The 18,646-nt window shown below is 70.2% G+C and carries 17 protein-coding genes; 8 read left to right on the top strand and 9 right to left on the bottom strand.

What is annotated here, in order from left to right; genetic code table 11:
• Positions 1-353: 353 nt before the first annotated feature.
• Both ABC337_RS10700 and ssd read right to left on the bottom strand, forming a co-directional pair.
• Complete coding sequence (locus ABC337_RS10700) at positions 354-1,658, bottom strand: TadA family conjugal transfer-associated ATPase (RefSeq protein WP_412883972.1); 1,305 nt, start codon at positions 1,656-1,658, stop codon at positions 354-356.
• Positions 1,655-2,842 carry a septum site-determining protein Ssd gene (gene ssd, locus ABC337_RS10695; RefSeq protein WP_412883973.1) on the bottom strand — a complete coding sequence of 396 codons (1,188 nt, stop codon included), beginning with the start codon at positions 2,840-2,842 and terminating at the stop codon, positions 1,655-1,657. Before ssd ends, ABC337_RS10700 begins: the two co-directional genes overlap by 4 nt.
• A gap of 133 nt (positions 2,843-2,975) precedes the next feature.
• On the opposite strand from ssd, the gene ABC337_RS10690 reads away from it, so the two are divergent.
• Positions 2,976-4,685: a bifunctional 3'-5' exonuclease/DNA polymerase gene (locus ABC337_RS10690; RefSeq protein ID WP_412883974.1), complete on the top strand. Its 1,710-nt coding sequence runs from the start codon at positions 2,976-2,978 to the stop codon at positions 4,683-4,685.
• Positions 4,686-4,866: 181 nt separating this feature from the next.
• Entirely contained in the window at positions 4,867-5,058 is a 192-nt protein-coding gene (locus tag ABC337_RS10685; RefSeq protein ID WP_412883975.1) for a YegP family protein, read from the top strand.
• Here ABC337_RS10685 and ABC337_RS10680 read toward each other — a convergent pair.
• From ABC337_RS10680 to ABC337_RS10670, 3 genes are all read right to left on the bottom strand, one after another.
• Positions 5,055-5,735 (bottom strand): NUDIX hydrolase, encoded by a 681-nt coding sequence (locus ABC337_RS10680; RefSeq protein WP_412883976.1) that lies wholly within the window; start codon positions 5,733-5,735, stop codon positions 5,055-5,057. The genes ABC337_RS10685 and ABC337_RS10680 overlap by 4 nt on opposite strands.
• Complete coding sequence (gene nth / locus ABC337_RS10675) at positions 5,732-6,502, bottom strand: endonuclease III (RefSeq protein ID WP_364134673.1); 771 nt, start codon at positions 6,500-6,502, stop codon at positions 5,732-5,734. The genes ABC337_RS10680 and nth overlap by 4 nt, the downstream gene beginning before the upstream one ends.
• 91 nt (positions 6,503-6,593) lie before the next feature.
• Positions 6,594-7,934, bottom strand: a complete 1,341-nt coding sequence (locus ABC337_RS10670; protein WP_412883977.1) for a hypothetical protein — start codon at positions 7,932-7,934, stop codon at positions 6,594-6,596.
• 434 nt (positions 7,935-8,368) lie between these two features.
• Here ABC337_RS10670 and acs point away from each other — a divergent pair, with 434 nt between their 5' ends.
• Genes acs through ABC337_RS10650 form a run of 4 tightly spaced genes read left to right on the top strand, consistent with a single transcriptional unit; the run spans position 8,369 to position 12,444 of the window.
• Complete coding sequence (acs, locus tag ABC337_RS10665) at positions 8,369-10,396, top strand: acetate--CoA ligase (protein ID WP_412883978.1); 2,028 nt, start codon at positions 8,369-8,371, stop codon at positions 10,394-10,396.
• Between the two features lie 44 nt (positions 10,397-10,440).
• On the top strand, positions 10,441-10,902 hold the full coding sequence (locus tag ABC337_RS10660) for an SRPBCC family protein (RefSeq protein WP_412883979.1): 462 nt from the start codon (positions 10,441-10,443) through the stop codon (positions 10,900-10,902).
• Positions 10,899-11,402, top strand: a complete 504-nt coding sequence (aroQ, locus tag ABC337_RS10655; RefSeq protein WP_412883980.1) for a type II 3-dehydroquinate dehydratase — start codon at positions 10,899-10,901, stop codon at positions 11,400-11,402. Before ABC337_RS10660 ends, aroQ begins: the two co-directional genes overlap by 4 nt.
• Position 11,403: 1 nt before the next feature.
• The gene (locus tag ABC337_RS10650) at positions 11,404-12,444 is read left to right on the top strand and encodes a DUF2332 domain-containing protein (protein WP_412883981.1); all 1,041 of its coding nucleotides are present in this window, start codon (positions 11,404-11,406) and stop codon (positions 12,442-12,444) included.
• Positions 12,445-12,447: 3 nt separating this feature from the next.
• Here ABC337_RS10650 and ABC337_RS10645 read toward each other — a convergent pair whose 3' ends face one another.
• Complete coding sequence (locus ABC337_RS10645; protein ID WP_412883982.1) at positions 12,448-13,629, bottom strand: MarP family serine protease; 1,182 nt, start codon at positions 13,627-13,629, stop codon at positions 12,448-12,450.
• Positions 13,630-13,856: 227 nt separating this feature from the next.
• Between ABC337_RS10645 and ABC337_RS10640 the strand changes: the two genes are divergently transcribed.
• Entirely contained in the window at positions 13,857-14,534 is a 678-nt protein-coding gene (locus tag ABC337_RS10640) for a Crp/Fnr family transcriptional regulator (RefSeq protein ID WP_290256164.1), read from the top strand.
• 76 nt (positions 14,535-14,610) lie between these two features.
• Here ABC337_RS10640 and ABC337_RS10635 read toward each other — a convergent pair whose 3' ends face one another.
• The 3 genes from ABC337_RS10635 to sp36 are packed head-to-tail and all read right to left on the bottom strand — an operon-like array spanning position 14,611 to position 16,229.
• Positions 14,611-15,522 carry an NUDIX hydrolase gene (locus tag ABC337_RS10635; protein WP_412883983.1) on the bottom strand — a complete coding sequence of 304 codons (912 nt, stop codon included), beginning with the start codon at positions 15,520-15,522 and terminating at the stop codon, positions 14,611-14,613.
• Positions 15,523-15,537: 15 nt separating this feature from the next.
• On the bottom strand, positions 15,538-16,071 hold the full coding sequence (locus tag ABC337_RS10630; RefSeq protein WP_412883984.1) for a RidA family protein: 534 nt from the start codon (positions 16,069-16,071) through the stop codon (positions 15,538-15,540).
• Between the two features lie 2 nt (positions 16,072-16,073).
• Entirely contained in the window at positions 16,074-16,229 is a 156-nt protein-coding gene (sp36, locus tag ABC337_RS10625) for a Sp36 family protein (RefSeq protein ID WP_003797879.1), read from the bottom strand.
• A 37-nt stretch (positions 16,230-16,266) separates the two neighbouring features.
• Between sp36 and ABC337_RS10620 the strand changes: the two genes are divergently transcribed.
• Positions 16,267-18,645: a transglycosylase domain-containing protein gene (locus tag ABC337_RS10620; protein ID WP_412883985.1), complete on the top strand. Its 2,379-nt coding sequence runs from the start codon at positions 16,267-16,269 to the stop codon at positions 18,643-18,645.
• Position 18,646 lies beyond the last annotated feature (1 nt).

The raw sequence follows: 18,646 nt of genomic DNA, 5'->3' as shown, positions 1-18,646 counted from the left end.
CGGAACGGGCGCGTGGTCTGCGCCCGCGCCGGGGACGTCGTACCGCGCCCCGTGCAGGAGCCAGAGCTCGTCCCAGACCCGGCCGACGGACCGCCCGCCCTTGAGCAGGGCGGACAGTTGTTGCACCAGGACTGTCATGGAGGCCTCCTCGGCACCGGCGTCACGCCGTCGATGAAGGAGCCGAAGGGCGTTCCGGACTGGGCCGCTTTCCGTACCGGGCGCAGTCGGTCGATGCCCCGGTACCGGCAGCGCCGATGGATCGGCGAGCGCCGCACGCATCCGCCGCCGGGAAGGGCGGACCGAACCACTCAGGACCCCGGCGGCCAGCACCAGGGCAACCCCCAGCAGCACGGTCACGGCGTCGTTCCCGGCTGGAAGAACCCCGGGCCCGGCGCCTCCGCACCCATAGTCCCCGACGGCGAGGGGCCAGTGACCGCCGTGACCGGCAGCCCGAGCCGGGCGGACAGTGCCGGCCAGGCCGGGCCGGCCCGCACGGCGCCGTCGGCCGATTCTAGGGCGGTGGCCACCACAAGTCCGGAACCGTCGTCCCGCATCAGCCCCACCGATGCCACCTGCCGTCCGTGACGGGTCCGGTCCAGGTGCACCACCGCGTCGAGGGCGCTGGCGGCCTGCAGCCGGACGGCGTCCGGGCCGAGTCCGGCGAGCGCCCCGAGCGCCGTGAGCCTGGCCGGCACGGCAGCGGCGGTATTCGCGTGGACGGTGCCGCCGGCTCCGGTGTGGCCGGTGTTCATGGCGGTGAGCAACTCCCGGACCTCCGCCCCGCGGCACTCTCCGACGATGAGCCGGTCGGGCCTCATCCGCAACGCCTGCCGGACCAGTTCGCCCAGGTCCACGGCACCGCCGCCCTCGATGTTGGTATGCCGCGACTCCAGGCACACGACGTGCGGATGCACCGGGTTGAGTTCCGCGGCGTCCTCGATGAGGACCAGCCGTTCCCGGGGACTGCAGAGCCCCAGCAGGGTGGCCAGCAGCGTCGTTTTTCCGGAGCCCGTGGCGCCGCTGATCAGGAAGCTGAGCCGCCGCTCCACGATCCGCTCCAGCACGGTACGCAGCAGCGGCCCGAACATGCCGGCCCGCCCCAGTTCGTCGAGGGAGAAGACAGTGGCGCGGCGGATCCGCACACTGAGCAGCGTTCCGGCAGTGGAAATGGGCGGCAACACCGCGTGCACCCGGAAGCCACCCTCCAGGCGGACGTCGACGCACGGGGAACTGTCATCGAGCCGTCGCCCGCCGGCAGCCACCAGCCGCGCCGCCAGCGCACGGACCTGTGCCTCGCCCGTGAAGGTCACCGGTGCGCGTTCCAAGCCCCGGCCGCGGTCCAACCAGACGGAGGCCGGCCCGTTGACGAAGATGTCGGTCACCAGCGGGTCCCTCACCAACGGCTGCAGCGGGCCGAGCCCGGTCAGCTCCGCGCTGATGGTCTCCACGGCGGCGAGCGAGCCGGCGGTGCCCAGCAACCGTCCACTTGCTTGGACAGCGGCCGCCACCCGGGAGGCGGTGACCGGTCCGGCGTCGGCCAGGACCGAGGTCCGGACCGCATCGAGGAGCCCGGCATCGGGGCCGAGGCTGGACTCCCGCTGCCGCCGTCGCCCGGGGCTTGGCGCGTCCACCGGACCGGCCGCGGCGTGGGCGCTCACGGGACCGCCGCGCTCGCAGCATCCAGGGCCGCCGCGGCAAACCGCTGCACGTTGCGCCGGTTCCCTGTCTCCAACAGCCGGCCGAACTCGGTGGCGGCGGCGATCCCGCGGATTTCGGGCAGCACGCCCGCCACCGGCAGCCCGACGCATTCCGCCAACAGTTGCTCGTCGACGGCGACGCCGGGACGGCTGCGGACCACCAGAGAGGTCTCCACAGGCGGCAGCTCGGGAACGAGCCGGGCCGCGGCCACGGCGGCGCGCAGCTGGGCCGGCAGGACGACGAGGAGCCTGTCGCACTCCCAACCAAACACCCGAAGTGCCTCCCGTCCGCGGCCGGTATCCACCACCACGAGCTCGTAGCCGCGCCGGGCCGCGTCCAGCACAACCGCCGCCGCGGCAGGACCGAGCGCCGGTCCCGGTTGCCGGTTCCCGGGCCACGACAGGAAGGAGAAACCCCCTATGACCGGCAGGGCCCTGTGCAGCGTGGCCGGGTCGATACTCCCGCTGGCATCCGTGAGGTCGGGCCAACGGAGGCCGGGCTCCTCCTCGGCGGCCAGCGCCAGCTCCAGGCCACCGCCCCAGGGATCGCCGTCGACCAGCAGGACCCGGACACCCTGGCGGGCGGCCTCCTGGGCCAACCAGACCGCCGTCGTGCTCGCGCCCGCCCCGCCGCAGCCGCCCACGACGCCGAGGACGTGACCGCCCGGTTCTTCACTCCCGGAACGGCTGAGGTACTCGGCCAGCCACGGGCCGCCTTCGGGGAGCACCGCGACGCGTTCGGCTCCCACGGCGGCCGCCAGGCGCCAGAGTCCGTCCCCGTCACCGCTCAATCCAACGACCACGGCGGGTGCCCGCCGCCGGTAGGGCAGCTCCGTGATGTCACCGCCCACCAACACGGCTCCGGCCGCGGCCCAGTAGGCGGCCGCCTCCTCGACTCCGGCGACGCAGGTCAGCTGCCGCCCGGTAACCGCCACGATGCGCTCGACCTCCAGGCGCAGCGGCTCGGACGCGGTGACCAGAAGGGTTTCGGTACCGCCGCCGGCCCCTTCGGTGTCCGGCAGCCACCGGTCCCCCGGACCCGCCCTCCTGCCGCCGGCGCCCGTGCCCTGCCAAGGCGGACCGGGAAACGGCGCCCCGGCCGTCGACCGCTCCGGAGGGACACTCGTCAGCTCATGCCTGTTCATGTGTTCACCATCCCCACCAGCGCGGCGGAAAGGGATCCCCCCGAGCTGCTATGTGGACAACCGGGTGCTATGTGGAGAACCGGCCAAACCACCGTGACCAGACGGGCCCCGACCACAGGGCAGAATTGATCCCATGCATGTGCTGCTCGCCGCCCACCCCGACGGCGCAGCCCTCCAACGCCTTACCCCGGACGGCGCCCCGGATCCCGCCGCACCCGACATCCGCGTGGTACCCGCCGCCGACCTGGCCGGCGTCGTCCGCACCCTGGAACGGCAGCGGCCCCGCTGGATCTGGCTCCGCACCCAGGACTGGTACCCGTCCCTTCTCGCCGCCGGCGTCGACGTCGAACGCTGCTACGACCTGACCCTGTGCGGGGCCATCCTCGCCCACGCCGAATTCACCGCCGAGACGCCGTACGCGCGGACGGCCGAAAAACTCACCCAGGACGGGGACGAGCAGCAGCCGCCCCGGATGCTGCAACCCCCGCCCCCGCCGGCGGACCAGGGTGCCCTCTTCGATGACCTGCTGCCCGCCGCCTCACCCCGGCATTCCCCCGAGCAGCTGCGGGTCGAATACGCCGCCCAGCAGGAAGCCCTGGCAGGCGCTCCGGACCGCGGCGACCGGCAGAAGCAGCGCCTGCAGCTCCTCCTCGCGGCCGAATCCGCCGCCGCCATGATCGCCGCGGAAATGCAGCACGCGGGGGTGCCCTGGCGCGAGGAACTGCACGAACAGATCCTCGCTGACTTCCTGGGTCCCCGTCCCGCCCCGGGACACCGGCCGGCCAAACTCGAGGCCCTGACCGTTGAACTGCGCGCCCTCCTGCAGTCGCCGGCCCTGAACCCTGACTCCCCGCAGGACCTCATGCGCGCCCTTCACCGCAACGGCATCGAGGTCAAGAGCACCCGCCAATGGGAACTGAAGGAGGCGAAGCACCCGGCGATCGGTCCCCTGCTGGACTACAAGAAGCTGGCCCGCCTGTACACGGCGAACGGCTGGGCCTGGCTGGACGCCTGGGTCTCCGGCAGCCGCTTCCGGCCCGAGTATGTGGTGGGCGGCGTCGTCTCCGGGCGCTGGGCCTCGCGCGGCGGCGGAGCGCTGCAAATCCCGCGGCAGATCCGCGGTGCCGTCCATGCTGACCCGGGCCACAAACTGATCGTCGCGGACGCCTCCCAGCTGGAACCGCGGGTGCTGGTGGCGCTCGCGCAGGACGCCCGGATGGCCGACGCCGCGCGGGACAAGGACCTGTACGCCGGCATCGCGGCGCAGGGATTCGGCGGAGACCGGGCCAAAGCGAAGGTGGCCCTGCTGGGCGCCATCTACGGGGCCACCTCGGGCGAATCGGGCCGGTTGATGCCGCAGCTGGCCCGTACCTACCCGCAGGCGGTGGGATTCGTCGAACAGGCCGCCCGCGACGGCGAGGCGGGCCGGACCGTGACCACGCGCCTTGGCCGCAGCAGCCCGCCGCCCTCCGAGCGGTGGCTGCGCAGCCAGCGCTCGGCCACCGCGGAGGAGCAGCGCCGCGCCGAGTCCCTGGCCCGTTCCCGCGGCAGGTTCACCCGCAACTTCGTCGTGCAGGGCTCGGCGGCAGACTGGGCGGCCTGTTGGCTGGCGGAACTACGACGGCGGCTGCGCACCATGCGCGCCGCCGGCGGACCCGTGGGGGAACTGGTCTTCTTCCTGCACGACGAGGTCATGGTGCACTGCCCCGACGACGCCGTCGAGGCCTGCACCCGTGCCATCGAGGAATCGGCCGCCGCGGCCAAGGACCTCTTGTTCGGTCCGATCCCGGTGGAATTCCCGGTCAGCGTCGCCGTCGTCGACTCCTACGACAACGCCAAGTAGCGACCGCACGCGAACGCCCCCGCTCCCCCGGGACCCGCGGCGTAACGTACCCGGCGGTAGCGTTGCAGCGCCCGTACGGGCCTTGTTACGTTCACAAAGTCCCCCGTCAACACCCGGCCCTCCGGCCGGGCGGGCGGAAGGGACCACTTAGAGATGCAGGCAGGAAACGAGGGACAGCAACGTGGCTGGCACATTCGAAATCGCGGCGGCAGGGAACGAGTCGTACTACTTCAAGCTGACGGCGCCGGACGGCACCGTCGTCGCCGTCTCGCCGCTGTACAACAGCCTGCAGGGAGCCTCCGCCGGGATCACCGCGGTGCGGGAAAACGCCGCCACCGGACTGGTGGTGGACAAGTCCGCGACGCCTGTTTAGGCGTCCACCCCGTGCAGGCGGGTCCGGTCCCACGGGACGGACCAGCCCAGCTGGTCGAAGAGCTGGTTCAGGATCATCCCGGTGAATCCCCAGACCACCACGCCGTTGACGGCGAAGGCGGGGCTCTTGAACGTCTGTCCGGCGCGGCTGACGGTGGCCATGATCCGGTTATCCGGATCCAGCAGGTCCCGCACGGGCACGCGGAACACCTGCGACGACTCGCCGTAGTCAACCACTCGCACCGGCGACGGCGACGCCCACCAGCCCAGGACCGGTGTGACCAGGAAATTCCCGCGCGGCAGGGCCAGCTCCGGCATGATGCCCAGGACCTCGACGCCGGCGGGATCCAGGCCCGTTTCCTCCTCGGCTTCCCGGAGCGCGGCTTCGGTCACCGTTTCGCCCGGATCGATGCCGCCGCCGGGGAAGGCCACCTGGCCGGGGTGGTCATCCAGGGTCTGGGCGCGCTGCAGCAGCAGGACATCCAGGTCGGCGGGGGCCAGCAGTTTGACCGAGGCGGCCGGGACGTCGTCGAGGGACCCGAAGAGCATGAGCACCGCGGCGCGCCGCACCCGCTCCCCCGGGGACACGGAGAGCTCGCGCCAGCGCGGGTCCGGCGGCGGCGCGGTTCCGGCCTCGACGGCGGCCACCAGGTCGATCAGGTCCTGCCGGGCCGTCATGGCGTCCTCCGCTGCGATTCCATCCGGATTTCCGCGGCGCGGTGGGTTTCGGCGAGCAGCTTCCCCAGCAGCTCTTCCTGTCCGGGCGCCAGCTCGTACTTGAGGAGTTTTCGGGCCTTCTCCGGGTCCGTTTCGCCGGCACCGTAGCTGGGGCACCAGTTGGCCACCGCACAGGCACCGCATGCGGGTTTGCGGGAGTGGCAAACCCGCCGGCCGTGGAAGACGACGCGGTGCGACAGCATCGTCCAGTCGCGGGGTTCGAAGAGTTCGGCGACGTCGGATTCGACCTTGACGGGGTCGTCCGAGTCGGTCCACCCGAAGCGGCGGGCCAGGCGGCCGAAGTGGGTGTCCACGGTGATTCCAGGGATTCCGAAGGCATTGCCGAGGACGACGTTGGCGGTTTTCCGGCCGACGCCGGGAAGCGTCACCAGATCCTCGAGCCGGCCGGGCACCTCGCCGTCGAACTCGTCGACGAGCCTGGTGCCCAGCGCCATCAGGCTCCGCGCCTTGGCCCGGAAGAATCCGGTGGGCTTGATGATCGCTTCCAGTTCGGCCGGTTCCGCCTCGGCCAGGCTGCGCGCGTCCGGGTAGCGGGCGAACAGCAGCGGCGTGATCTGGTTGACGGTCACGTCCGTGGTCTGGGCGGAGAGCACCGTCGCGACCACGAGTTCGAACGGGCTGCGGAAGTCCAGTTCGGCGTGGGCGTAGGGGTACTGCTCGGCCAGCGCGCGGTTGATGCGGCGGGCCCGGCGCTTGAGCGCCAGCATGCTCTCGCCGGAGGCACCCCGCGGCGCACCGGCCGCGCCGGTGCCTGCCCCGGCCGCCGTCTGCTTCCCCGCACTGCCGGCCATGGCGGGTCTAGCCGCGCTCGATGTTGCTGAGGTCCCGGAGCACTCCGACGCGTCCGTCCGTGTGCTGGACGAGGAATTCGTGGCCGCGGTCTTCGAGCGCCAGCACCCATCCGCCAGGCTCGACCACGAAGGACGGGGTCCCGGTGCGCTCGTCGACGGCGGTGCGTGGCTGGGCGACGGCGAACCAGAAGGCCTCGTATGCGGGCTGGGCGCTTCCCTGCTCCGGACGGCTGGCCGGATCCACGGTGGCACCAATGGGTTCCTGCTGGCGGACCTGCGGCGTGAGGGCCGTCGGGGCGTCGTGACCGGCGGACGGGACTGGCGCCGCGGCGGCCTGGGTCTGCTCGGAGGCGGGCGCCGCGGCGGCCTCCTTGCCGGCGGGGGCCGCGGATTCAGCGGGTGCAGATGCGCCGGACCCGGCCGGTGCCGACCCTGCCGCCGCGGCTGCAGCCGGGGCCGGGTGGGCGGCGGTGGCGACATCTGCGGCGGGGGCTGCGGGGGTGTGCACGGCTTCCGGCTGGCCGGCGGCCGGCGCGACCACGCCGTGAGCCTGGGTGGCGGGCTCGGCGGACGGGCGGGCAGTCCGGGCCGCGTCGTGGGCTTCGTACCCGCGCGGGGTTGGATCGGAGGCGGCACCGGCAGCGGCGCCGCCGGAGGGGGTGATCCGCTTGGCCCAGCCGGCCAGGGCGGCGCCCGGCTTCGAGGCGGAGCCTTCGGCGGCCGGCTTGGCGGCCTTGGGGGCGCGGGGGCGGCGGACAGGGGCGGCGGCCTCCCGGGCGACGACGTGGGCGGGGGCCTCGGGGCGGTGCAGGAAGTCGCCGGCGAGCGCCGGGATCAGGCGGGCCAGGACCGTGGCGGTGAAGAGGCCGAGCGCCCCGATGAGGCCGAGCAGCATGCTGGGAACGAAGGCACCGGCGGCGGCCAGGAAGAAGAACGCGACGCTGAAGCTCGCGACGACGGAGCCGAACTGGTCCACGGAGAGCGAGCCGACCCGGAGCCTGGTGCCCGGGCTGACCCTGCGGGCGACGAAGAGCGCGGCGACGATCAGCGGCAGGAGGATTCCGAGGCCCAGGAAGAACAGGCTGCCCAGGTTCCAGAGGTTGTACCGGACCGCGAACATCGGGATCAGGGAGGCGACGAAGAGCACCAGGACGGACCCGAAGACGGTGAGGTCCCGGACGGTGAACGGGCCGGCAACAGCCTCGTTGTTCTTGATGTTCGGCTTGTCCACGGTGAAGCGCGGCTGCTCCGCCTTGCCGTGGGACGGCGCCTGCACGGAGGATTGCTGCTCCGCCGGTCCGTCGGTGCGGTTGGGCGCGCGGAGCTGCCCGTTGCCTTGCTCGTTCATTCTGTTCTCCTTAGCGTGGCCGCACCCTGGACAGTGCGGCCTAACGGCAGGCAAAAAAGGGACCCTTAGCGGTCCCCTTTGCCCCCATCGGATGTCACGACTTCATCTCAGCCTAACCAAGTGCCGGACCGATCACTAGCTGACCGGCCGTCACTCCAGCACCAGATTGCGAAGTCTTTCGCGATGCCTCCTACGGCGCGGCCGCCCCCGGCGGAGCGGGGCACCGGGGCGCCGCTCGGCGCTAAATAAACACCGCTCGCGGCGGTCGATGTGACGGGGCACACGTTCTGTCAGACCCGGGCGCTAGGGTGTATTTCGGAACAGCACACGAGGCACGTCCGTGACCAGCCGGTGCCCGGCGCCGCGCAGGCGGGACCGGGAGCGGTTGAGCATGGCGTCCGCGCAGCACGGATCGATGAATGATGAGGTTCACCATGTCCCAGCAGACCCCCGGGTCCACCGTCCCCGCCCGGCAGGGCGACGCCTTCGAAAACCTGTCGCAGGAAAACCGGAAGTTCGCCCCCTCGGCGGAGTTCGCGGCCAATGCCGTGGTCACCGAAGCCGAGTACGCGGAGGCCGACGCCGACCGGCCGGCATTTTGGGCCAAGCAGGCCCGCAGCCTGCTGAGCTGGAACAAGGACTTCACGCAGACGCTGGACTGGTCCGATCCGCCCTTTGCCAAGTGGTTCGTCGGCGGCGAGGTCAACGCCGCGTACAACGCCCTGGACCGGCACGTCGAGGCCGGCCACGGCGACCGTGTGGCGATCTACTTCGAGGGCGAGCCCGGCGACACCCGGACCTACACCTATGCCCAGCTCACCGAGGAAGTGAAGAAGGCCGCGAACGCCTTTGAGTCCCTCGGCATCGTCAAGGGCGACCGGGTCGCCGTCTACCTGCCGATGATCCCCGAGGCGGTCATCACGCTGCTAGCCTGCGCCCGGATCGGCGCCATCCACTCGGTGGTGTTCGGCGGCTTCTCGGCCGAGGCACTCCGCTCCCGCATCGACGACGCCGAGGCCAAACTCGTTGTCACCGCCGACGGCACTTATCGCCGCGGCAAGCCCAGCCCGCTCAAGGCCGCCGTCGACGAGGCCCTGGCCCACGAAGGTGACGGCACGGGCCACACGGTCCAGAACGTCGTCGTGGTCAAGCGCAACGGCCAGGACGTGGACTGGCACGAGGGCCGGGACCACTGGTGGTCGGACACCGTGGACGCCGCCTCGGCCGAGCACACCGCCGTCGGCCACGATTCCGAGCACCCGCTGTTCATCCTCTACACCTCCGGCACCACCGGGAAGCCCAAGGGCATCCTGCACACCACCGGCGGCTACCTCACGCAGGCGGCCTACACCCACCGCGCCGTCTTCGACCTGCACCCCGAGACGGATGTCTACTGGTGCACGGCCGACGTCGGCTGGATCACCGGCCACTCCTATGTCGCCTACGCGCCGCTGATCAACGGTGCCACCCAGGTGATGTACGAGGGCACGCCGGACTCCCCGCACCAGGGCCGCTGGTGGGAGATCGTGGAGAAGTACAAGGTCTCCATCCTTTACACCGCCCCGACGGCCATCCGGACCTTCATGAAGTGGGGCAAGGACATCCCCGGCAAGTACGACCTCTCCTCCATCCGGGTCCTCGGGTCCGTGGGCGAACCCATCAACCCCGAGGCGTGGATGTGGTACCGCGAGGTCATCGGCGCCAACGCCGGAGCCAACGGCGAGAAGAAGGACAATCCCGCACCGATCGTGGACACCTGGTGGCAGACCGAGACCGGCGCGCAGATGATCGCCCCACTGCCCGGCGTCACGGCCACCAAGCCCGGCTCTGCACAGGTGCCGCTGCCGGGCATCGCCGTGGACGTGGTGGATGAGGCGGGCGAGTCCGTCCCCAATGGTGCCGGCGGCTACCTGGTGATCCGCGAGCCGTGGCCCTCCATGCTGCGCGGCATCTGGGGCGACCCGGAGCGGTTCAAGGACACGTACTGGTCCCGGTTCGAGACGATGTACTTCGCCGGCGACGGCGCAAAGAAGGACGACGACGGCGACATCTGGCTGCTGGGCCGGGTGGACGACGTCATGAACATCTCCGGCCACCGGCTCTCGACGGCGGAGATCGAGTCCGCGCTGGTGTCCCACCCGGCGGTGGCCGAGGCCGCCGTCGTCGGCGCCGCGGATGAGACCACCGGCCAGGCCGTCGTGGCCTTCGTCATCCTGCGCGGCGACGCCGTGGATTCCGGCGATGCGATGGTGCAGGAACTCCGCAACCACGTGGGCAAGGAGATCGGTCCGATCGCCAAGCCCAAGACCATCCTGATCGTCCCGGAACTGCCGAAGACGCGGTCCGGCAAGATCATGCGGCGGTTGCTCAAGGATGTGGCGGAGGGCCGCGAGGTGGGAGACGCCACCACCCTGGCGGACAACACCGTGATGGCGCAGATTGCGGCCTCGCTGAAGAAGTGACCGGCCGGCGGCCCGGAAAGCCCCGGACCGGGGCTACTGCGCTGGTGGGCGGGAGACGGTGGAGCGTCTCCCGCCCCATCGCCGCGCCGGCCCCGGTGGTGTGGCGCCTGCTCACCGACATCCGGTTCTGGCCGCTTTGGGGCCTTTCGATCACCAGGGCGGAGCTGGAAGGGTCAGGCCCCGCCGGCGCGGACCACGTGCTCCGCGCCGGGAGCCAGGGCAAGGTCCGGACCGCGGCGGGCGTGAGCCTGCCGTTCGCCGTCACCTCCTTCGAGGAGGGCTCCGTCCAGGATGGCTCCCTTGAAGTTGGCAGCGCCTGGTCCTGGGCGGTCGCCGGCGTGGCCGCTACCGGACACCGCGTCGTCGCCGTCCCCGGCGGTTGCCGTGTCACCTTCACCGTTCCCTGGTGGGCTCCCCCGTACCTGCTCGTCTGCGCCGTCGCCCTGCGCCGGATCGATCGGCTGGCGGCGCAGCATGCCCGCGACGCGCTAGATTGTCAACCATGAGCGAAGCGATCTCCCCCGAGTCCAGCACCGACGGCGCCGCCACCGACACCGCCGGACGCGGCACCATCCTGGTCCTCAACGGGCCCAACCTGAACATGCTGGGGACCCGGGAACCTGAGAAGTACGGCACGGCCACGCTCGCCGACGTCGAACGGCTCGCCGTCGAGGCCGGCGCCGCCCATGGCCTGGCAGTGGAGTGTTTCCAGTCCAACCACGAGGGCGCATTGGTTGACGCCATCCACGCCGCCCGCGGCAAGGCCATCGGCATCGTCCTGAACGCCGGTGCCTACACCCACACCTCGGTGGCCATCCGGGACGCGATCAGCGCGGTGCAGATCCCCACGGTGGAGGTCCACATCACGAATGTCCATGCCAGGGAACCGTTCCGGCACACGTCCTACCTCTCGGACATCAGCAAGGCGGTCATCGCCGGCGCCGGCGTCCTCGGCTACCGGTTCGCCGTGGACTACCTGGCGGCCCTGGACGCGGGCCGGGCCTGACATGACTCCGGCGGCAGGGGCCGGCGCCACGGCCGACTGGTACCGGCACTTCGGCGGCGTCGACGCTCCGGGCAACTCCCCCTGCTACGCCGACTGGTCCCTGCAGATCGCCGAGGACCCCGCCCTGCTGGAACGCATCGACCGATGGCCGCACACCAAGCGCCAGCCCCTCCTGCTGCTGGCGGCGGCGCGCTACGCCGGGGCCGTGACCGGGCCCTACCCGCAGTTCCGGGCCTTCCTGGACGCGCACTGGGAAGAGGTGTCCCGGACGGTTCTGGCGCGCTCAACCCAGACCAATGAGGCGGGCCGCTGCGCCACCCTGCTGCCCTCCCTGGCCAGAATCGCCGAGGCTGAAGCGCGGCCCCTCGCCCTGCTGGAGGTCGGCGCCTCCGCCGGGCTGACCCTGTTTCCCGACCGGTACGGGTACGAATTCGTCGACGGCGGCGCCCTGAGGCGGCTGGACCCGCGGGATACCGCGCCAGGCAGTTGCCCGGTGCTGCGCTGTGACACCAAGGGTCCGGTCCCGTTGCCCCGCAAGGTGCCGGAGGTGGTGTGGCGGGCGGGGATCGACCTGAACCCGTTGGACGTCAACAATCCCGACGACGTCGCGTGGCTGGAGGCGCTGGTCTGGCCCGAACAGGACTTCCGACGGGCGCGGCTGCGGCAGGCGATCGCCATCGCCCGCGCCACACCGCCCCGGCTGGTGGCCGGCGACCTCAACGACCAGTTGGTCAGCCTCGCGGACCAGGCTCCGCCGGAGGCCGCGCTGGTGGTCTTCCACAGCGCGGTGATGGCCTACCTGGACGCGGACGGCCGGGAGCGTTTCCGGGACACCATCGCCCTGCTCGCCGCGGACCGGGGCTGCCACTGGATCTCGAACGAGGGTCACATGGTCATCGTGCAGCCGGACGGGTCCAGCGTGGTTCCGGAGATGGACGAAGCGAGGCTCCGGGGACGCTTCCTCGTGATGGAGGACGGCGTGCCCGTGGCCGCGGCCGGGCCCCACGGCCAGAGCCTGGAATGGCTCGAAGGCGGGGGCTAAGGCCTACTTCTTGATGCACTGCCCGGGCGAGACCGGGTCCCCCAGGCCGGAGGCCTTCGCCGCGACCGGTCCCAGGTCGTTCATCGTGATCGCGAACCCGAGGGAGTTCTCCGACGTCGACTTCGCGAAGACCACCCCGGCCACCTGGCCGTCCGTGGTCAGCAGCGGGCCGCCGGAGTTGCCCGGCTGGACGTCGCCCGCCAGCCGGTAGACGTCCTCCGGGGCGGCGTTGTTGCCATAGATGTCCGGCACCAGCACGGTGGCGATGTCCCGGATGGCGGCCGGCTTGGACTGGAACGGGCCGCCATGCGGGTAGCCCGCGAACGCGGCCTGGCTGCCGGCGGGCAGGTTGGAACTCAGCTGCAGCGGGGCGGACCGCAGGCCGTCCACGGCCAGGACCGCCAGGTCGTGCTGGCTGTCGAAGTAGACCACCCGGCCGGGCAGCGCGCCCCCGCCGGGAACCTCGACGACGGGCTCGGGCACGCCGGCAACGACGTGCGCGTTGGTCACCACGCGCCCGGCGGAGACCACGAACCCGGTCCCGGTCTGGTTCTGGCCGCACTGGTAGGCGGTGCCCGCGATCTTCAGGACCGACGCCGAGGCGCGGTTCAGCGCGGGCGTGTCGGTGCTGGCGTCCGGGACAGGGACCGGCTGGCCGCCGATCCCCTCGAACAGCGTGGGGATGCCGTCGCCGATGACGGCGGAGCGTAGCTGGGCGAGGGACGCCTTGAGGGGTGTGGGGGTAACGCCGTCGATGAAGCCGATCACCTTGGAGTCGGCCAACTGCTGCGACACCATCGGGACGCCGAGGGCGCTGATGCTGAAGGCCAGCATGGACATCACAAGGGCGGAAACGGCGACGTTGACGCCACCGCCCACCACCCGGTCCGCGAACCGCAGCGGTCTGGGTTTGACGACGCTGCGGATGCGGCGGCCGATCATGGTTCCGAGCCCGTGGCCCAGCATCATCAACGCCACCGTGGCGGCGATGATCGCGGTGAGCCGCCACCCAGGGTCGCCGACAAGGTCGCTGACGATGGGGACCGCGAAGAACGCGGCCACGGCACCGGCCGCGAAACCGGCGATACCGCCGAGCGTCACCAGGAACCCGTTGCGCAGGCCGTAGATCAGGTAGGACAACAGCGTCAGGATCAACGCGAGGTCCAGGATGGTCAAGCCAAACAACGGGGCTCCTTAGGGGCTGGTAGGAGGCTCATTCTACCGGTGCACCCTGACAGTTTGCGGGGCACGGGCCGCCGCCGGAACGTCACCGGAGCAGCTGCGGGGTACCCGCCGGGCCCGGCACCGCCGCCTCTTCTGGCGCGTCCCGGTGCCAAGTACGTCACAGAAGCCGCAAAATTCTGAAACAATGGCTGAAGCGCCCCAGCCGACACAGTTAGTCAGGAGTTTTCATGGATATCGAGGTATTGCGCCGCGCACCCCTTTTTGCCACGCTCGACGACGAGGCCTTCCGTCTGCTGACGGACGAGCTCACCGAGGTGGACCTTTCCCGCGGTGCCTCGGTCTTCCGGGAAGGCGACCAGGGCGACCAGCTCTACTTCATCGTCTCCGGCAAGGTGAAGCTCGGCCGCACCTCCCCCGACGGCCGCGAGTCGCTGCTGGCGATCCTCGGACCGGGCGAGCTGTTCGGTGAGATGGCCCTCTTCGACCCGAGCCCCCGCACCGCCACCGCGACGGCCGTGTCCGAGACCCGCCTCGCGGGCCTGAAGAACGAGAGCCTGAACGCCCTGCTCCGCAGCCGCCCCGAGGTGTCAGCCCAGCTGTTGCAGGCACTGGCCCGCCGCCTGCGCCGCACCAACGACTCCCTCTCGGACCTGGTCTTCTCCGACGTTCCGGGCCGCGTGGCGAAGGCCCTGCTGGACCTCGCCGACCGCTTCGGCCGTCCGGCGACCGACGGCGTGCTGGTCGCCCACGAACTGACCCAGGAAGAGCTCGCGCAGCTGGTCGGCGCCTCCCGCGAGACGGTCAACAAGGCCCTGGCAGAGTTCGTCCAGCGCGGCTGGCTGCGGCTCGAGGCCCGCGCCGTCGTCATCCTGGACATGCAGCGCCTCCGCCAGCGCTCCCGCTAGACACACCCCAGCAGCAAACGCGAAAGGGCCGGCTCCGAAGAAAACGGAGCCGGCCCTTTCGCATAGGCGGACGGCCCTAGCGTTCGCGCTGGGGCTCGTTGGCGACGGTCTTGGCGGCCTCGACCTCGAGCATGAGCACGCCGTCCTCCTCCACCAGCTTCGGCTGGTAGACGTGGGCGCTGCGCTTGTAGCTGAGGTAGGCGATGCAGCCGTTGGCGCTGGCCATCTTCTCGAGCATGATCTCCGAGCCGGGGACAAGGAGCTGGCCCAGACGGAGACCCACGGTGTTCGGCTGGCCCACCTCGTCGCCCAGTGCGGTGGTGTCGCGCTCGGCGATGACCTTGCGGACGCAGACCCAGCGCGCCCACACCCCCTTGCTGGCCAGCATGGACGGCTGCTGGTTCATCGGCACGGTGGCGGCGAAGTAGCGGGTATTGAAGCGCCGGTGCGAGAAGTCGGGGCTGAGCCAGTTGACCAGCGGCTTGAGCAGGTCCGTGCGGACGGAGAGGCCGCGTTTGGCCAGTACGTCGGTAAAGGATTTCTCCTGCTCCGCGACGGCCTCCCGGGCCCGCATCCACTCCGGGGAGGTGTTGTTCTCCACCGTGGAGGAAAGGTCCGGACCGGCGAGGAGGATGCCCGTTTCTTCGAACAGCTCGCGGATCGCTCCGATCACGTGCCGGCGGGCGAGGCCGACGTCGGCCGTTCCCATCCGCTCCGCCCAGTATGAGGGCGGCGGCCCGAGCCAGCCGACGGCGTCGTCGTCGGAGGACTCCAGCGAGCCGCCCGGGAAGGCGAGCACGCCCAGCGGTGATGTGCCCGGCCGGTAGCCGAGCCAGGTCTCCAAACCCGTGGGCGAATCCCGGAGCAGCACCACCGAGGAGGCGAAACGCGGGGCGCGCGGAGTGCGCTCCCCGTGCTCCAGCCAGCTGCGGGCCGCTCCCTCGAGGTCCGGGGGAAGATCAAACAAACGTCGTGCGAGGTGTGGCAAGGAAAGCGACCGGCCTTAGGCGAATTCTGCGATCAGTTCGACTTCCACCGGGGAATCGAGCGGCAGGACGGAGACACCGACGGCGGAGCGGGCGTGCTGCCCGGCGTCGCCAAGGACCCTGCCCAGCAGCTCGGAGGCGCCGTTGATGACGCCGGGCTGGCCGGTGAAGGACGGGTCGGAGGAGACGAAGCCGACCACCTTGACGATCCGGGTGATCCGGTCCAGGTCGCCGATGACGCTCTTGACCGCGGCGAGGGCGTTCACGGCGCAGATCGCGGCGAAGCGCTGGGCGTCCTCCGGGGACACGGTGGCCTCGTCGGAGGCACCCTCGGCGCCCGAGGAGACCTTGCCGGTCTCTTCCAGGCGGCCGTCGACGAACGGCAGCTGGCCGGAGGTATAGACGTGGTTGCCGGAGACGACGGCGGGAACGTAGGCGGCCACGGGCGCGGCCACCTCGGGGAGCGTCATGCCGAGTTCGGCGAGGCGCTGTTCGACGGCGGACGTCGCACCCGCGGAGGCTGCCGGCGTCGTGGCTTCGGACGTGCTCATGGTTACTGCTTCTCCCGCTTCAGGTAGGCCACCAGGCCGTTGCCGTCGGGGCCCGGAACTACCTGCACCAGCTCCCAGCCGTCGTCACCCCACTGATCAAGAATCTGCTTGGTGGCGTGAATAATGAGCGGAATCGTGGCGTACTCCCATTTGGTCATGAAGGAAAGCCTAGTGCTTGCCGCTAAAGTGGAAAACATGGCGACTGGTAAGAACCCTGTATTCGACACTGCCACCACCCTCGGAAAGCTCATCCTTTTCCTTGGCGTGAGCGTTGTCTGTGGCGTGCTCGTTGCGGGGCTGCTCGTTCCCGCGGCGGCCCTCTCCGGCAACACGGCCAGCGGGTCGATCAAATTCTTTGAGGCTCTCCCGGCGGAGCTCCAGGTGGACCCGCCGAGCCAGGCGACCACCATCCTCGCCTCCGATGGCAGCGTTATCGCCAGCGTCTACTCGGAGAACCGCACCCGCGTCTCCCTGGACCAGATGTCCCCTTACGTCAAGGACGCCGTGGTCGCGATCGAGGACAGCCGCTTCTACGAGCATGGCGGCGTGGACACCACCGGTATCCTCCGCGCGCTCGTGGCGACCGCCCGCGGCAACAAGCAGGGCGCCTCCACCATCACGCAGCAGTACGTGAACAACGTCATCAACTCCTCCCTGGAGATGGAGGGCAAGAGCGACCAGGTACTACTCAACGGCGTCAATAAGAGCATTGGCGACAAGCTCCGCGAGATGAAGCTCTCGATCGCCCTGGAGAAAAAGTTCTCCAAGGAACAGATCCTCGAGGGCTACCTGAACATCGTCTTCTTCAACCGCGACGCCTACGGCATCGAGGCTGCCTCGAAGTTCTTCTTCAGCACCTCGGCCAAGGACCTGACGCTGCCCCAGGCCGCGCTGCTTGCGGGTCTGGTCAACAGCCCGTCCTTCTACGACCCGATCACGCACCCGGACAATGCCAAGGTCCGCCGTGACCTGGTCCTCAAGGCCATGCTGACCCAGGGCAAGATCAAGCAGGCCGACTACGACGCCGCTGTGGCCACCCCGGTGGAAACCAAAGTCACGCAGCCCCAGCAGGGCTGCCAGAACGCCGCGATGGCGCCGTACTTCTGCGACTACGTCATGCACCTGCTGCAGAACAACCCCGCGTACGGCGCCGACGCCGACGCCCGGGAGCGCAAGATCTTCCGCGGCGGCCTGACCATCAAAACCACCCTTGATCCGAAGGCCCAGGCCGTGGCCCAGGAACAGGTCAACGCCACCGCCGGGGCGAACCCGGACAAGTGGGGCGCCTCGCTGGTTTCCGTCCAGCCCGGCACCGGCAAGATCATCGACATGGCCCAGAACACCTCGTTCCTGGCCGGCGACGGCAAATTCAACACCCAGCTGAACTTCAACGTCGACGCCTACGACAGCAAAGGCCAGGACCTCAACGGCGTGGGCGGTATGCAGCCCGGCTCGACCATGAAGCCCTTCACGTTCGCGGAGTGGCTGAACGAAGGCAAGTCGATGAACACCATCGTTGACGGCTCCGTCCGGAAATATCCGCTCAACTTCAAGTGGAAGAACTCCTGCGGCGTGACCACCGGCGCGTACAACACCGCCGAAAAGGCGCTGGGTGCTGCGGACGACCTCCAGAACGCCGAGGATGGCTACTACAAGCCGATGACGGTCCTCAAGGGGCTCTATAACTCCATCAACACGGTGACCTTCGCGTCCGCCGCGCAGCTGGACTTCTGCGGCATCCAGAAGATGGTGGATTCGGTGGGTCTGCACTCCGGCCTCCCCGAGAAGGACAAAGACCAGAAGATCATTCTTGATGCCAACGGCAACATTGCGAACCCGAACCCCAAGATCGACATGTTCACCACGGCCAACCTCCTGGGCTCCACCCAGACCTCGCCGCTGGCCATGGCCAGCGCCTTCGCGACCTTCGCCAACGACGGCAAGTACTGTGAGCCGATCGCCATCACCTCGGTGACCGATGCCACCGGCGCGCAACTGCCGGCCCAGAACACCAATTGCCGTGACGCGGTCAAGCCCGAGGTGGCCCGTGGCGTGAACTACGCGCTACAGGAAGTCCTGAACCAGGGTTCCGGCTCGCTGATCCGCCCCCGGATCTCCACCCGGACCGACTTCCCGATTGGCGCAAAGACCGGTACCTCCAACAACAACGGCTCCACCTGGGTGGTGGGTCACACCACCGGCCTGGCCACCGCCTCCTGGTTTGGCGATCCGCTGGGGAACCAGTTCCGCCCGGGCCAGAACGTCACCATCAACGGCCAGTTCTACACGGGCATCGACGGCTACATGCTCGCCGGTCCGCAGTTCTCCAAATTCATGGCTGCCGTCGCCCCGGGCTACGGCACAAACCCCTTCCCGGCTCCGCCGTCGAACCTGGTCAACGGCTACACGCCCGTCCCGGTGCCCAACACCCGGCAGAACACCCAAGCGACGCCGGCGCCGAACAACCCGGCCCCCAACAACCCGGCACCTGCTCCCAGCAGCCCGGCTGCACCGGCTCCCGCGCCGAGCTCGGCGGCACCGGCGCCGACCAACCCCGGCACTGGCAAGCCGTGAC

The organism is Arthrobacter phoenicis, from assembly GCF_047238215.1.
In the GTDB taxonomy this organism is placed as follows: domain Bacteria; phylum Actinomycetota; class Actinomycetes; order Actinomycetales; family Micrococcaceae; genus Arthrobacter.
Note: the sequence above shows the minus strand (reverse complement) of the source record. Positions and strands in the feature narration are given on the sequence as shown.